Origin of the sequence: Cyanobium sp. NS01 (assembly GCF_014280235.1) — a bacterium.
GTDB lineage: Bacteria > Cyanobacteriota > Cyanobacteriia > PCC-6307 > Cyanobiaceae > NIES-981.
This window is the reverse complement of record NZ_CP047940.1, coordinates 2249829-2261873: the sequence shown is the minus strand read 5'-3', so window position 1 is coordinate 2261873 and position 12045 is coordinate 2249829. Positions and strand designations below refer to the sequence as shown.

Annotated in this window: 15 protein-coding genes and 1 tRNA gene; 1 reads left to right on the top strand and 15 read right to left on the bottom strand. The window is 66.8% G+C overall.

Annotated elements, in window-relative coordinates; all coding sequences use genetic code 11:
- Positions 1-54: 54 nt before the first annotated feature.
- The 3 genes from CyaNS01_RS11860 to CyaNS01_RS11850 form a co-directional block, all read right to left on the bottom strand.
- Entirely contained in the window at positions 55-573 is a 519-nt protein-coding gene (locus tag CyaNS01_RS11860) for a phycocyanin subunit beta (protein ID WP_186697239.1), read from the bottom strand.
- Positions 574-863: 290 nt separating this feature from the next.
- Positions 864-1130, bottom strand: coding sequence for a phycobilisome linker polypeptide (locus CyaNS01_RS11855; RefSeq protein WP_186697238.1), 267 nt, complete (start codon positions 1128-1130; stop codon positions 864-866).
- Positions 1131-1188: 58 nt separating this feature from the next.
- Entirely contained in the window at positions 1189-2034 is an 846-nt protein-coding gene (locus CyaNS01_RS11850; protein WP_186697237.1) for a phycobilisome rod-core linker polypeptide, read from the bottom strand.
- A gap of 282 nt (positions 2035-2316) precedes the next feature.
- On the opposite strand from CyaNS01_RS11850, the gene CyaNS01_RS11845 reads away from it, so the two are divergent.
- Positions 2317-2718: a hypothetical protein gene (locus CyaNS01_RS11845; RefSeq protein ID WP_186697236.1), complete on the top strand. Its 402-nt coding sequence runs from the start codon at positions 2317-2319 to the stop codon at positions 2716-2718.
- A 19-nt stretch (positions 2719-2737) separates the two neighbouring features.
- Here CyaNS01_RS11845 and CyaNS01_RS11840 read toward each other — a convergent pair whose 3' ends face one another.
- The 12 genes from CyaNS01_RS11840 to psbB form a co-directional block, all read right to left on the bottom strand.
- On the bottom strand, positions 2738-3376 hold the full coding sequence (locus CyaNS01_RS11840; RefSeq protein WP_186700762.1) for a chromophore lyase CpcT/CpeT: 639 nt from the start codon (positions 3374-3376) through the stop codon (positions 2738-2740).
- A 103-nt stretch (positions 3377-3479) separates the two neighbouring features.
- The gene (locus CyaNS01_RS11835) at positions 3480-3713 is read right to left on the bottom strand and encodes a hypothetical protein (protein ID WP_186697235.1); all 234 of its coding nucleotides are present in this window, start codon (positions 3711-3713) and stop codon (positions 3480-3482) included.
- A 139-nt stretch (positions 3714-3852) separates the two neighbouring features.
- A tRNA-Phe gene (locus CyaNS01_RS11830) sits at positions 3853-3925 on the bottom strand.
- 30 nt (positions 3926-3955) lie between these two features.
- Positions 3956-4624: a ComF family protein gene (locus CyaNS01_RS11825; RefSeq protein ID WP_186697234.1), complete on the bottom strand. Its 669-nt coding sequence runs from the start codon at positions 4622-4624 to the stop codon at positions 3956-3958.
- A 24-nt stretch (positions 4625-4648) separates the two neighbouring features.
- Positions 4649-4927 (bottom strand): DUF2470 domain-containing protein, encoded by a 279-nt coding sequence (locus CyaNS01_RS11820; protein ID WP_186697233.1) that lies wholly within the window; start codon positions 4925-4927, stop codon positions 4649-4651.
- A gap of 150 nt (positions 4928-5077) precedes the next feature.
- Positions 5078-6397, bottom strand: a complete 1320-nt coding sequence (locus tag CyaNS01_RS11815) for an FGGY-family carbohydrate kinase (protein WP_186697232.1) — start codon at positions 6395-6397, stop codon at positions 5078-5080.
- A 20-nt stretch (positions 6398-6417) separates the two neighbouring features.
- The gene (metK, locus tag CyaNS01_RS11810; RefSeq protein ID WP_186697231.1) at positions 6418-7698 is read right to left on the bottom strand and encodes a methionine adenosyltransferase; all 1281 of its coding nucleotides are present in this window, start codon (positions 7696-7698) and stop codon (positions 6418-6420) included.
- A gap of 26 nt (positions 7699-7724) precedes the next feature.
- On the bottom strand, positions 7725-8522 hold the full coding sequence (locus tag CyaNS01_RS11805) for an HAD family hydrolase (RefSeq protein WP_186697230.1): 798 nt from the start codon (positions 8520-8522) through the stop codon (positions 7725-7727).
- Between the two features lie 11 nt (positions 8523-8533).
- Complete coding sequence (locus tag CyaNS01_RS11800) at positions 8534-9592, bottom strand: 30S ribosomal protein S1 (RefSeq protein ID WP_186700760.1); 1059 nt, start codon at positions 9590-9592, stop codon at positions 8534-8536.
- A gap of 100 nt (positions 9593-9692) precedes the next feature.
- A complete protein-coding gene (gene nrdR / locus CyaNS01_RS11795) occupies positions 9693-10178 on the bottom strand; it encodes a transcriptional regulator NrdR (RefSeq protein ID WP_186697229.1) in 486 nt (161 codons plus the stop codon).
- Positions 10179-10313: 135 nt separating this feature from the next.
- Positions 10314-10409, bottom strand: coding sequence for a photosystem II reaction center protein T (locus CyaNS01_RS11790; protein WP_186697228.1), 96 nt, complete (start codon positions 10407-10409; stop codon positions 10314-10316).
- 15 nt (positions 10410-10424) lie between these two features.
- Entirely contained in the window at positions 10425-11984 is a 1560-nt protein-coding gene (psbB, locus tag CyaNS01_RS11785) for a photosystem II chlorophyll-binding protein CP47 (protein ID WP_186697227.1), read from the bottom strand.
- Positions 11985-12045 lie beyond the last annotated feature (61 nt).

Here is a 12045-nt window from a genome sequence, read left to right as displayed (position 1 = left end):
AAGGTGAACCCGCGTGGAGGCGGGTGAGTTCAAGAGAAGAGAGGGCCGAGGCGATCAGCCGACGGCGGCAGCAGCGCGATCGAAGTAGGTGCCGACTTCGCTCATGAGGGCGGCGCAGTCGCCTGGGGTGATGCCGTTGCGGTCGTTGGCGATGCCGATGGCGGCGTCCTTCATCTTGCGGATGCCTTCTGCGACGGAAGCGCCGGGGACGCCGAGGGCGAGGTAGGTCTCGCGGAGGCCATTGAGGCAACGATCTTCCAGGACGGAAGCATCGCCGGTGAAGATGGCGTAGGTGACGTAGCGGAGAACGATCTCCATGTCGCGCAGGCAGGCAGCCATGCGGCGATGGGTGTAGGCGTTACCGCCGGGGGCGATCAGAGCGGGCTGCGAATCGAAGAGATCGCGAGCAGCGTTGGTGACGATTTTGGAAGCGTTGGAGGTGATGCGGTTCACCGTGTCCATGCGCTTGTTGCTCTCGGCCACCATGGCAGCGAGGGCATCAATCTGGCCGGCGTTGATGAATTCGCCCCGGGCATCAGCCTGGGCTACAACCTTGGTGAAGGCGTCGAACATGGGGAGAGCTCCTGGTCGCGACGAAATGTCGGGGAGGGTTGATAGAGATGGCCAGGTTGTCCGTCGCCCGGCAACGCCGGGCACCTGTCAACTTGACTTGACCATTGTTGGTTGGCCCTGCGGCAGGCGTCTCGCCAATTAACAAACGGTCATCGTCTCCTGGTCTGCCGAGCCATGATCTGGCCATGAAAAAGCCCCCGGTTGGGGGCGGAACATTCCAATGAACCGAATCCGTGGCTCACCCCATGGTGGGAACCACTGGTGGGACCTGCTTGGTGTTGAAGCTGGGTTCAGCCTTCGGCCTTTGACTTCGCCTTCTTGCGGGCTGGTGCCACCTTGCCCGTGCCGACGAGGTCGCCGCCATTGACGCTGACGCCGGTGATCTTGCCACCCAGCCGCTGAACGAGTCGCATGGTTTCGTTCATTCTGGTGTAGGGCACATTCATGGTCATGTCTGCCGTACGCGAGTAATCGTTGTTGGCAAGACCGGTGACGGTGAACGTGACCTGACGGCTGCTGGTGAAGCTGGTGCCGCGGCTACCTGCAGAAACCTTCATGGTGTTTCGGGCGAAGGAGTGAAAGGGAAAACGAACGAGGCTCGCGTCAAAGCGCGTTTCAGTTCACCGGCGTGATGCTGGCGACCCGACCACCCTCACGGTGGATCTGTTGCTGGTATTCCAGCAGTTTGTTGAAGGGAATGAAGCGCACCCGGTTGCTGCGCTTGTGCAGTCTGTAGTTGTTGAATCCGGTGATTTCCACCCTGAACGTGCGGCCTTCCTCTCCGGAACCCACGCCCTGGCGGGTGACCCCATCACTGGTGACCTTGCGGAACACAGCGCCCTTGGCGTTGGGGCTGACCACCGGCATCGGCTGCTCGGTATGGACGGCAGGATTGAGCCGGGACTGGGTCTTGAGCAGGTCGCCGCGGACGGAGGCACCTACGCCGCGGGTGAGCTGCAGCATGTAGGAAAACTGCAGCCCCTGCTGGCCGGAGTTGTAGTTGAAGCCATGCAGGTAGGGAACAGCCTCTTCGCCGAAGCGTTCCTGATATTCAGCGCTGTCGATGTAGGAGTCGATCTCGGCGTCGAATCCCTGCTCCTGCAGGATGGTGAAGTGATGGAGCATTTCGGCCTTGTTCTGAGGAGCTCGGCCGAGCAGATGCTTGAAGTTGAGTTCGATGAAGCGGTAAGGGTTGCAGTTCTCGAAGAACTTTTGCTTGTACAGGCCGCTCTTGGCCACCTGGCGCACGAATTCCCGGATGCTGAGGTAGCCACGCTTGAACAGGGATTCAGGCCCTGTGAGCCGCTCGCTCTTCATCACGTACTGGTTGCCCAGCACCTGGCGGTAGACCGCGCGGATCAGGAGCGCCTTGTCGTTCTCGGAGGCGTTGGTCCAGTTCTCTTTGGCGCTGTCGTTGGCGAAACGCTCAATGCCCAGGTAGGCAGCGTTGGCGAGGGTCATGGGCTTCGGGCCGGGGGGGAGGAAACGCGACGTGGCCGTTGGACCGCCTGGGCAGACCAGGCGGCCTGGCAGGGCGGGCCACCTTAAGGCGACGCTGCCAACGGCTGCATGGGCAGATCCTATGGGCCACCGGCAGGCCCACCGCCAGCCTTTCACAATCGTTACAAAGTTTGCCCCTGGCGCCCGCGCCTGATCCAGATACCATCCGGCCAGGCGACGCCTGGGCTCCAGGGCTGTGGCGCACCGCCATACCAACCCGCAACCAACCCGCACGGAGGGGCGATGGGCGATCCAGCTGGCCATCCTGATCCTTCACTCCGAGCCTGCCCCGAGCCGACCGCCAGGGTTGCTCCGGCGATCGATCGACTGGCCCATCAGCTCAACACCCTCTCGGAGCTGGTGGAAGCCATCACCTTCCGGCTTCTGGAGCTGGAGGAGAAGGTGTCCGTTCAGCAGCAGCGGCTGGAGCCCCTGGTGGAGGCTTCCGATCGGGAAGACGAGCACCAAGACGCCCTGCGCAAGCTGCGCTTCGATCAGACCGAACAGCGCCTGAGCCACCTGGAACAGCTGCTGCAGCTGGCCCACAGCCCCGGCCCGCATGCCTCGTTCCCTGAGTCTGCCCCCCCCCTTGATGGCCATCGACGGCCCTTTCCCCGAAGAGCTGGAGCAGCCCTTCATGGATGACGTGCCGGCCTGATCGGCGTCAGATCCGGAAGGCCTCGTACCAGGCAGTGGGAATCTCGTGGCTGTAGTCAGCCGTGCGGCTGAACTGGAACGGGCCGGCGAGCGAGCCCCAGACCTGGGCATGGGAGCCGGGGTCGTGGCCCGTATCGATCGTGCGCATTCCTGTGGCATCGAGCTCCAAGCGGCTGACAAGGTACGTGGTCTGCCCCTTGCGCTCCACCAGACAGCGGCAGCCAGGCTCCACTTCGCCGACGAATCCCGCGGCTTCCTGGCGCACCATGTAGGCACACCCCTCCAGCGGCACCAGGTCGGAGGAGCTGATGCGGTTGCGCCGTGCCTCGTCGTCCACCGCGCCCCAGAAGCGTTGGTCGTCGGCGAGGGCCTGGTTGTGGATCACCAGAGCGTCGCCCTGGCGTTCGGCCCGCAGCACCCGGATTCTGTAGGGCACGCCTGGATTGATGGCGTAGCTCTGCTCCAGCAGCAGCGAGCCCGGAGCGAGCTGGGGCAGGGGCCGCAGCGTCACCAGGATGTGGGCATAGAGGGGGGGGTTGTCGAAGGCCTGCTGCTGGTTGCTGAAGCCGGCACTGAGCAGCTGCACCAACCGAGTCAGGGCGCCGGCGGCGTCGGTGCCCCTGGCACCCGTGCCGTGCTCGCCCATGCCGCTGTCGTCCGTGGTGCGCTCGCTCAACTCCCGTGGCTCAACTCGTTGGCCGTCAAGTTAAGACCCGAACGTGCCCTGGCCAGAGCCATGCAAAGCGGCCTCAGAGGCCGAGCAGTCTGAGCCGGAACTGCGCCACCTGCTCGGCCAGCTCAGGTGATGAGCGGCGGAACGGATGGTCGGCGACGGCCTCGAGCACAGCGGCGAGGCGGGCTTCGCGGGGTTGATCCAGGCTTGATGTCTGGTTGGCCAGCTTGAACCAGGCTTCATCGAAGGCCTGAGCAAAACTATCGGCGTTGTCGAACACCTGGGGGAAGCTGCCTGGGGGCTCGCGCATGGTGGGGGAGGGTGGGCGCCCAAGAAACGCGCCACGCAGAGGAGAAGGCAAGACCGGGGTTTTCAGCAAGCTCCCTGTTCAGATGCTGCTGCTGCGAGGCCAGGGATGCGCTGACAGGTTTGCACTTCCAGGATTGAAATGCCAGGACCCAGATTTGAACTGGGGACACGGCGATTTTCAGTCGCCTGCTCTACCAACTGAGCTATCCCGGCCCGTCGCCTTCGCGACCCAGGGATCTTAGATCACGACCCCCGACGCTCTGGGGTGCGAGCCAGGCAGGCCAGGCCCAGGACGCGCCAGCCGGCGGTTTCGAGGGCTGCCGCGGCGTGACACGCCGTGGCTCCGGTGGTGAGGATGTCATCGAGCAGCATCAGCGGGCGCCGGCCACGGCGATCCCCCCGGGCTTGAATCGCGCAATGGAAGGCACCTTCCTGGTTGGCCCAGCGCAGCTCCCTGTTGAGGCGGTGCTGACCAAGCACAGGCCGGCTTCGGGCGAGCAGGGGCGCCTCGGGCCAGCGGAGTTGGCTCGAGAGCTGCTTCGCCAGCAAGGGCGGCAGGGGATTGGGCCGACTCTTCCAGCTGGGGATGGGAACGAGCAGGGGATGCTCCCTGCCCGGCGCCGGGCCTGAATCGCTCCGGAGTGCCTCCGCCAGTGTTCTCACCAGGGGCAGCAATCCCTGAGGCTGCAACTCACGGCGCAGCCCCAGCAGGTGGCGGCGCAGGGCACCGTCGTAGAGCCCGGCAGACCACCAGGCCAGGGGCTCGCTGCCGTGAAGGGGAGCTGCCTCCAGCGTCCAGGCCCCGGCGGCGCCCCCTGCTGGGCGGCTGGGGTCGCGCACCAGCCACTCCAGGGGCAGCAGTTCCCCCAGGTCAGCCCAGAACCCTGCAACCATCGCCCTACGGCTCGACACGGTTTCAGCTTTGCCCCATTGGCGTCAGCCTGGCGCCTGCTGGGGCATGGCCCGCAGCATCGCCACCAGGGTGCGGTGGGCGTCTTCGCTGTCGGTGAGGGTGTGGTCGAAGGCCACCTCAATGCTGCGGCCGTCCACGTCGAGCTGCATCGCTTCGGGCTGAACCGCGAGCATGCGGGCCTCGCTGGCGTCGGCCACCCCGCCGTAGTGGCGGGCATAGCTGAGCACCGCTTCAGCATGGTCGTCGTTCATGTGCTTGCAGATCCGATCGCTCACGGCGGCGGTGAGAGGGTCGGCGGCCATGGGGGTCAGGGCGGGTGATCTGATTCTGGGGCTTCTAGCCGGCGGCGAAGCGCTGCCACAGGAGCAGGCCCAGCCGGATGGCGCTGAAGCTCACGTAGCCCGCCAGCAGCACGAACAGGCCCATGGAGATCCAGGTGCGCAGACGGTCGTTCATCGGAGTTCGGGAGTTGGCTTGAGGGTGGATGCAGCCAGTCTTGCCATGCCCAGGGCGGCTGACAGGCCAGGCCGGTTGAGCACGGGCACCCCAAGGCGCTGCTGGCGCAGGCGCCGCCACTGGGGATTGCGGGCGCCGCCGCCGAGGCTGATCACCCGCTGGAGCGGGGGTGCCCCCAGGCTGGACAGCCTCTGCCAGCCGGCCTGCTCGATCGCCGCCAATCCCTCCAGCAACGCCTGGAGGAAGTGCACGTCACTCACGGGCCTGGGCCCCAGGATCGGCTCCAGGTCGGGGTCGTCCACGGGGAAGCGCTCACCGCGCCCGGGCAGGGGCCGCAGCTCCAGGCCTGTGGGCCGTGAGGGGTCGATCTGGCGGCTCAGCTCGGCCAGTTGAGCCGGGCTGAAGAACTGGCCCAGCACGCCGGCGCCGCTGTTGGAGGCGCCTCCCACCAGCCAGCGGCCGGCCACCCGGTGGCAACTGAGGCCAGGGCCCTGCAGGGGCTGGCTGCAGAACTGCTTCAGCACCAGGGTGGTGCCCAGCACGGCCACTCCATCGCCGGGGCCTGGAGCGGCCGCGAGCACGGCGGCATTGGCGTCTGTGCTGCCGGCCACCACCTGGCAGCTGGCCGGCAGGCCCAGGCTGTGGGCAGTGGCGGCGGCGAGGCGGCCGAGCACGCTGCCGCTGGCGCAGATCCTCGGCAGGGCTGGGCTCCAGGGCTGGAAGGCGATGGTGCCCTGCCAGCGCCAGTGCAGGGGATCCCAGCCCAGGCGAAGGTTGTTGGTGGCTTCGCCCCAGCGCCAGTCCGCCAGCAGCCAGCCCATCAGCCAGTCGGCCTGATGGCGCAGCAGCAGTTCAGCCCCGGGGGCCGGGGCGGCCTCCAGCAGCCGCAGGGCCCGGGCCAGGCTGCCGCTGGCACTGGCGGCAGGGGAGGCGGCCGCCCCATCGCTGGAGGCGTCTGCCCTGTCGTCGCCCTCACTCAGCTGCCGGGCTCTGCGGACCTGCTCGGGGCAGGCCGTGGCGTAGGAGAGGGCCTGGCCGAGGGCACCCTCCAGCAGGCTGCCGTCCCGGTGGCAGAGCAGCAGGGTGCCGGAGGTGCCGTCGATGGCGATGGCGCCCACGCTGGCGCGCAGCTCGGGCGACAGACGGGCGCAGAGGTCCACCAGACCCTCGCGCCAGCTGGTGGGATCGCTGAAGGCAACGGGATAGGCGGCGGCTTGCTCAGCCAGCAGATCGCCGCTGGCGTTGCAAGCGGCCAGCCGCAGGCCGCTGCTGCCCAGGTCCAGGCCAAGGGCGCAGGGGCTGGGCACGCCAGCCATCCCGATTCGGCCGGCCAGGCTCAGGCCGCTGCGGCGACGGCGCTGCGCTCGCCGCTAGGTGAACTGGCGCCCTGGCTGGCCTCCTTCAGGGTGGCGGCGATGCCGTCGACGTTCTCCCAGGGAAGGTTCAGATCGGTGCGCCCGAAGTGGCCGTAGGCCGCCACGTCCTGGTAGAAGCGGCCGCCGCGCTGCTGGGGAAGATCGCGCAACGCGAAGGTTTCGATGATGGCGCCTGGACGCAGGTCGAAATGTTCCTGCACCAGGGCGGTGAGGTCGGCATTGCTGAGGCTGCCGGTGCCGAAACTCTCCACCAGGATGCTCACCGGCCTGGCAACGCCGATGGCGTAGCTCAGCTGCACTTCGACCTTGCGGGCCAGCCCAGCTGCCACCAGGGCCTTGGCCACATAGCGGGCGGCATAGGCAGCGGAGCGATCGACCTTGGTGGGGTCCTTGCCGGAGAAGGCGCCGCCGCCGTGGCGGGCATAGCCGCCATAGGTGTCAACAATGATCTTGCGCCCGGTGAGGCCCGCATCCCCCTGGGGGCCTCCCACCACGAACTTGCCGGTGGGGTTCACCAGGAAGCGGGTGGCTTCCCGGCTCGGCTTCAGGTCCAGATCGGCGGTGGCTGGCAGCACCACCTCGGTCCAGAGATCGGCGGCGATGCGCTCACGCAGCCCCTTCTCGTCGCTGATGCCATCGATTTCGGGGATGTGCTGGGTGGAGATCAGGATCGTGTCGATGGCCACGGGAACGTCGTTCTCGTACACCACGCTCACCTGGGTTTTTCCATCCGGCAGCAGGTAAGGAAGGCTGCCGTCATGACGCACTGCCGCCAGCCGGCGGGCCAGACGGTGCGCCAGGCTGATCGGCAGCGGCATCAGTTCGGGCGTCTCGTTGCAGGCGTAGCCGAACATGATGCCCTGGTCGCCGGCCCCGATCTTGTCGAGGGGATCGCCGGCGTGGTCGTCGGCCTCATCGACGCCCTGGGCGATGTCGGGCGACTGCTGATCCAGGGCCACCAGCACGGCACAGCTGTGGGAATCGAAGCCGCCCGCTCTGGCACCGCTGTAGCCGATCCGGCTGATCACGTCCCGCACCAGGCTGTTGAAGTCCACCCGGGCCGTCGTGGTCACCTCGCCGGTGATCAGGCAGAGGCCGGTGTTGACCACTGTTTCGCAAGCGACCCGGGAGGCTGGATCCTGGTGCAACAGGGCGTCAAGCACGGCGTCGCTCACCTGGTCACAGATCTTGTCGGGATGACCTTCGGTCACCGACTCCGAGGTGAACACATACCGGCTCATGGCATGGGGCCTTTGGGGGCACCAGCTTATGGCGTGATTGCGTCACCCTGGCGCGCGCCCAGCTCAGCCCAGTGGCTGAGCTGGGGGAAGGAGGGATCCAGGGGAGGTGGGCTGCTCCAGCCCGCCAGGTAGCCCAGCACCACGCCGACGCCGGCGCTGCGGGCCATGCGCAGGTCGCTGTTGGCATCGCCGATCAGCGCGCAGCGATCCGGTTCCACCCCCAGGGCTTCGCAGAGGCCCAGCACGGCGGCGGGGTCGGGTTTGCGAGGGGTGTGCTCGGCGCTCCAGCTGGCCTGAAAGTGCGGTCGCATCCCCTGGCTCAGCAGAAAGGCCTCGATGCCGGCCTGGTCGTCGTTGCTGATCACGGCGCAGCGCAGCCCGGCTCCGGCCAGCCGCTGCACCAACCCGTGCAGCCCTGGGCTGGCTCCTGGAGGGCTGGCGCTGCCCTGGCCGTGCAGGTGGTCGGTGACGGTGAAGACCTCCTGGCTGAGCTCAAGCGCCTCCGGCCAACCGAGACCCACCTGGGTCAGGGCCGTGGCCGTGGAGATGAGGTTGTGCTCGCGGCAGGCCACGGCCGTGGTGCCGGCTGGATCGATGCCCTGGCCCCGCAATCCGTAGGCCTGCTCCAGCAGTTCTCTGGCGCGGGATCCTTGCCTGGCATGCAGCGGGCCATGGCGCTCTCCCAGAAGCTTCAGTCCATGTGTCACCCGGGCCGTGGCCAGGGCATGGAGCATGGGCTCGCTGATCGAGAGGGTGCCGTCCTTGTCGAACAGCACGGCGTCCACCTCCCCGATCGGTTCACCCCTCAGCAGCAGCAGGGCCACGGTGGCTGGGCTCAGTCGACGGTGACACCCATGGGCTCGTTGTCTTCAGCCTGCTCGAGCAGCATCTGCTTGTAGCGGGCGGCCATCTCCTCCGCCTTGTCGAACACCTTCTGGGGGTCGGTGAGCATGTCGCCGGGTTCCGGCTCCAGGGCCTTGGTGGAGAGGGAGATGCGACCGCGTTCGGCATCGAGGTCGATGATCATCACCTTCATCTGGTCGTTCACATTCAGCACCGTGTGGGGCGTTTCGATGTGCTCGTGGCTGATCTCGGAGATGTGCAGCAGGCCACTCACGCCGCCGATGTCGATGAAGGCGCCGTAGGGCTTGATGCCGCGCACGGTGCCCAGCACCACTTCGCCCACCTCGAGGCGATTCATCTTGCGCTCCACCAGGGCGCGGCGATGGCTGAGCACCAGGCGGTTGCGCTCCTCGTCCACCTCCAGGAACTTGAGGGGCAGGAAATCGGCCACTAGCTCTTCCTTGGCCTTGCGGGTGCTGATGTGGCTGCCGGGGATGAAGCCCCGCAGGCCCTCCACCCGCACCAGGGCACCACCGCGGTTGGTGGCGAACACCTCGGAGTAGATGGTGGCGTCTTCCTTCTGCAGCTGGCGCACCCGCTCCCAGGCACGCTGGTACTCGATGCGGCGGATCGAGAGGGTGAGCTGGCCGTCTTCGTTCTCCTCGCTGAGGATGAAGAACTCGCGGATCTCGCCGGGCTCCAGCACATCGCTGAGACCCTCCACCCGGTTGATCGACACCTCCTGCAGGGGCATGAAGGCGGCCGTCTTGGCCCCGATGTCGATCATCGCGCCCTTGGATTCCAGGGCGAACACGGTGCCGTTGACGACGTCGCCAGGCTTGAAGTTGTAGTCGTACTTGCTGAGCAGGGCCGCGAACTCATCCAGCGTGAAGCCCACGCCGTCGAGGTCACGGGTGGCGGCGCGGCTGCTCGGGTCGTCCGCTGTCGGGACCTCTTCCGGAATGGCGAGGTCGAGATCGTCGGCCGCTTCAGCGGCAACGGCGAGATCGGCGGCCTCAGTGCTGCTGATGTCGGAAGGGGTCACGGTCATGGAGAAGTGGCGGTCTGCCCGAGGCAGGGTGAAGGGATCGACGCGCCCGCCCGCCAGCGGTACGTCGCGATCCATCACTGTATCAACGGGGCCGGGAGGCCTAGCCGATCGCCGCCAGCTGCGTGGCCTTGCTGGCGCGGCGATTGAGCCGCTCGAGAGCGGCCACAAAATCGCTGATGCCCTGGAACTGCCGGTACACCGAGGCAAAGCGCACGTAGGCCACTTCGCTCATCTCGGCCAGTTGCTGCAACACCAGCTCGCCGATGTCGGCGCTGGTCACTTCCCGGCAGGAGCGCTGCTGCAGCTGCAGCTCGATCTCGTCCACCACCAGCTCCAGCCGTGCTGGCTCGAGTCCGGTTTTTTCACAGGCTCTCAGCAAGCCGTGCAGCAGCTTGGCGCGGTTGAAGGTTTCACGGCTGCCGTTGCGCTTCACCACGGTGATGGGCACCGTTTCCACCCGTTCATAGGTGGTGAAACGGAACTCACAGTTCAGACATTCGCGGCGTCGCCGCACGCTCCTGCCGCTGTCTGCGGCCCGTGATTCGAGCACCCGGCTGTCGGTGTGTTGGCAGGAGGGGCATTGCATCCCCGAAATTCCGCGCTGGGTTTGAGAAGTTTAAGCAGCCGATCCGCCCTTGAGAAGGGCTGAGCAGCAAAAAGCCCCTGACGGAGTCAGGGGCGAGGCCAGCTCGAAGGCTGATGAGATCAATGAAACCAGGGTCTATTTGCCAATCTTCGGCGGATCGCGGAAGGCGATCGCAAAGAAGAGGGTGGCCAGGGCCAGGGCCAGGATCAGGATGTAGGCGAAGCTCTCCATGGGGTGACTCCCGGGTCAGCTGAGGGTGGAGCCGGCCGGGGGCACGTAGCCCTCCGGCAGGCGGCGGGTCGACTTGTCGCCCAGCTTCTGGAACAGGCCGAACTCCACCTGGTCGCCCAGATCGGGATCGATCCCGGCGAACACGTCGCGGTAGAGGGTGCGGGCACCGTGCCAGATGTGGCCGAAGAAGAACAGCAGGGCGAAGGTGGCATGGCCGAAGGTGAACCAGCCGCGGGGTGAGCTGCGGAAGGTGCCGTCGGAGTTGTAGGTCTCGCGGTCGAACTCGAACGCCTCACCAAGCTGGGCCTTGCGGGCCAGCCGTTTCACAGCGGCCGGATCGGTGAAGGTCTGGCCGTTCAGGGCACCGCCATAGACCGTGGCGGTGATGCCGGTCTGCTCGAAGGAGTACTTGGCTTCAGCCCGGCGGAAGGGGATGTCGCCCCGGACGATGCCGTCCTGGTCTTCGAGCACCACGGGGAAGTTCTCGAAGAAGTTGGGCAGGCGGCGCACCTGCAGGTCGCGGCCCTCCTTGTCGGTGAAGGAGATGTGGCCGAGCCAGCCGGTGGGCAGGCCGTCGCCGTTCACCATCGGGCCCACACGGAACAGGCCGCCCTTGGCGGGACTGTTGCCGACGTAGTCGTAGAAGGCGAGTTTCTCGGGGATGGAACCGTAGGCCTCCTCCATGGAGGCACCGTTGTCGAGGGCGGTCTGCACCCGACGGCTGATCTCAGCCTTGAAGTAGCTCTGGTCCCACTGGAAGCGGGTGGGGCCGAACAACTCCACCGGGGTGGCGGCAGCGCCGTACCACATGGTGCCGGCCACCACGAAGGCGGCAAAGAACACGGCAGCAATGGCCGAGGCCAGCACCGTTTCGATGTTGCCCATCCGCAGGGCCTTGTAGAGGCGTTCCGGCGGTCGGGTGGTGATGTGGAAGATGCCGGCGATGATGCCCACGATGCCGGCGGCGATGTGGTGGGCCACGATGCCGCCGGGGTTGAAGGGGTTGAAGCCCTCAGGTCCCCAGGAGGGTTGTACGGGCTCCAGATGCCCGGCAATGCCGTAGGCATCGCTCACCCACATCCCCGGGCCGAAGACGCCCGTGAGGTGGAAGGCGCCGAAGCCGAAGCAGCCGAGGCCAGCCAGCAGCAGGTGGATGCCGAAGATCTTCGGCAGGTCGAGGGCGGGTTCGCCGGTGCGGGGGTCCTGCCAGATCTCGAGATCCCAGAAGGTCCAGTGCCAGATGGCGGCCAGGAAGAGCAGGCCGCTGAAGATGATGTGGGCGGCGGCTACGCCCTCGAAGCTCCAGAAGCCAGGGTCCACCCCGGTTTCACCGGTGATGCTCCAGCCACCCCAGCTGCCGGTGACCCCAAGGCGGGCCATGAAGGGCATGACGAACATCCCCTGGCGCCACATGGGGTTGAGCACCGGGTCGGATGGATCGAAGATCGCAAGCTCATAGAGCGCCATGGAGCCGGCCCAGCCGGCCACCAGCGCGGTGTGCATGAGGTGCACGGCCAACAGTCGGCCCGGGTCGTTGATCACGACCGTGTGCACCCGATACCAGGGCAGTCCCATGGGGAGTCGTTCTGGGTGGGTTGGGCGATCGTAAGGGTGGGCACGCCTCCGGCGCGGCGCT

What these genes read in the sequence shown, in the direction of transcription:
- CyaNS01_RS11860 (WP_186697239.1), bottom strand. Translation starts at nt 573, where the DNA reads ATGTTCGACGCCTTCACCAAGGTTGTAGCCCAGGCTGATGCCCGGGGC.
- CyaNS01_RS11855 (WP_186697238.1), bottom strand. Translation starts at nt 1,130, where the DNA reads ATGAAGGTTTCTGCAGGTAGCCGCGGCACCAGCTTCACCAGCAGCCGT.
- CyaNS01_RS11850 (WP_186697237.1), bottom strand. Translation starts at nt 2,034, where the DNA reads ATGACCCTCGCCAACGCTGCCTACCTGGGCATTGAGCGTTTCGCCAAC.
- CyaNS01_RS11845 (WP_186697236.1), top strand. Translation starts at nt 2,317, where the DNA reads ATGGGCGATCCAGCTGGCCATCCTGATCCTTCACTCCGAGCCTGCCCC.
- CyaNS01_RS11840 (WP_186700762.1), bottom strand. Translation starts at nt 3,376, where the DNA reads ATGGGCGAGCACGGCACGGGTGCCAGGGGCACCGACGCCGCCGGCGCC.
- CyaNS01_RS11835 (WP_186697235.1), bottom strand. Translation starts at nt 3,713, where the DNA reads ATGCGCGAGCCCCCAGGCAGCTTCCCCCAGGTGTTCGACAACGCCGAT.
- CyaNS01_RS11820 (WP_186697233.1), bottom strand. Translation starts at nt 4,927, where the DNA reads ATGGCCGCCGACCCTCTCACCGCCGCCGTGAGCGATCGGATCTGCAAG.
- CyaNS01_RS11815 (WP_186697232.1), bottom strand. Translation starts at nt 6,397, where the DNA reads ATGGCTGGCGTGCCCAGCCCCTGCGCCCTTGGCCTGGACCTGGGCAGC.
- metK (WP_186697231.1), bottom strand. Translation starts at nt 7,698, where the DNA reads ATGAGCCGGTATGTGTTCACCTCGGAGTCGGTGACCGAAGGTCATCCC.
- CyaNS01_RS11800 (WP_186700760.1), bottom strand. Translation starts at nt 9,592, where the DNA reads ATGACCGTGACCCCTTCCGACATCAGCAGCACTGAGGCCGCCGATCTC.
- nrdR (WP_186697229.1), bottom strand. Translation starts at nt 10,178, where the DNA reads ATGCAATGCCCCTCCTGCCAACACACCGACAGCCGGGTGCTCGAATCA.
- CyaNS01_RS11790 (WP_186697228.1), bottom strand. Translation starts at nt 10,409, where the DNA reads ATGGAGAGCTTCGCCTACATCCTGATCCTGGCCCTGGCCCTGGCCACC.
- psbB (WP_186697227.1), bottom strand. Translation starts at nt 11,984, where the DNA reads ATGGGACTGCCCTGGTATCGGGTGCACACGGTCGTGATCAACGACCCG.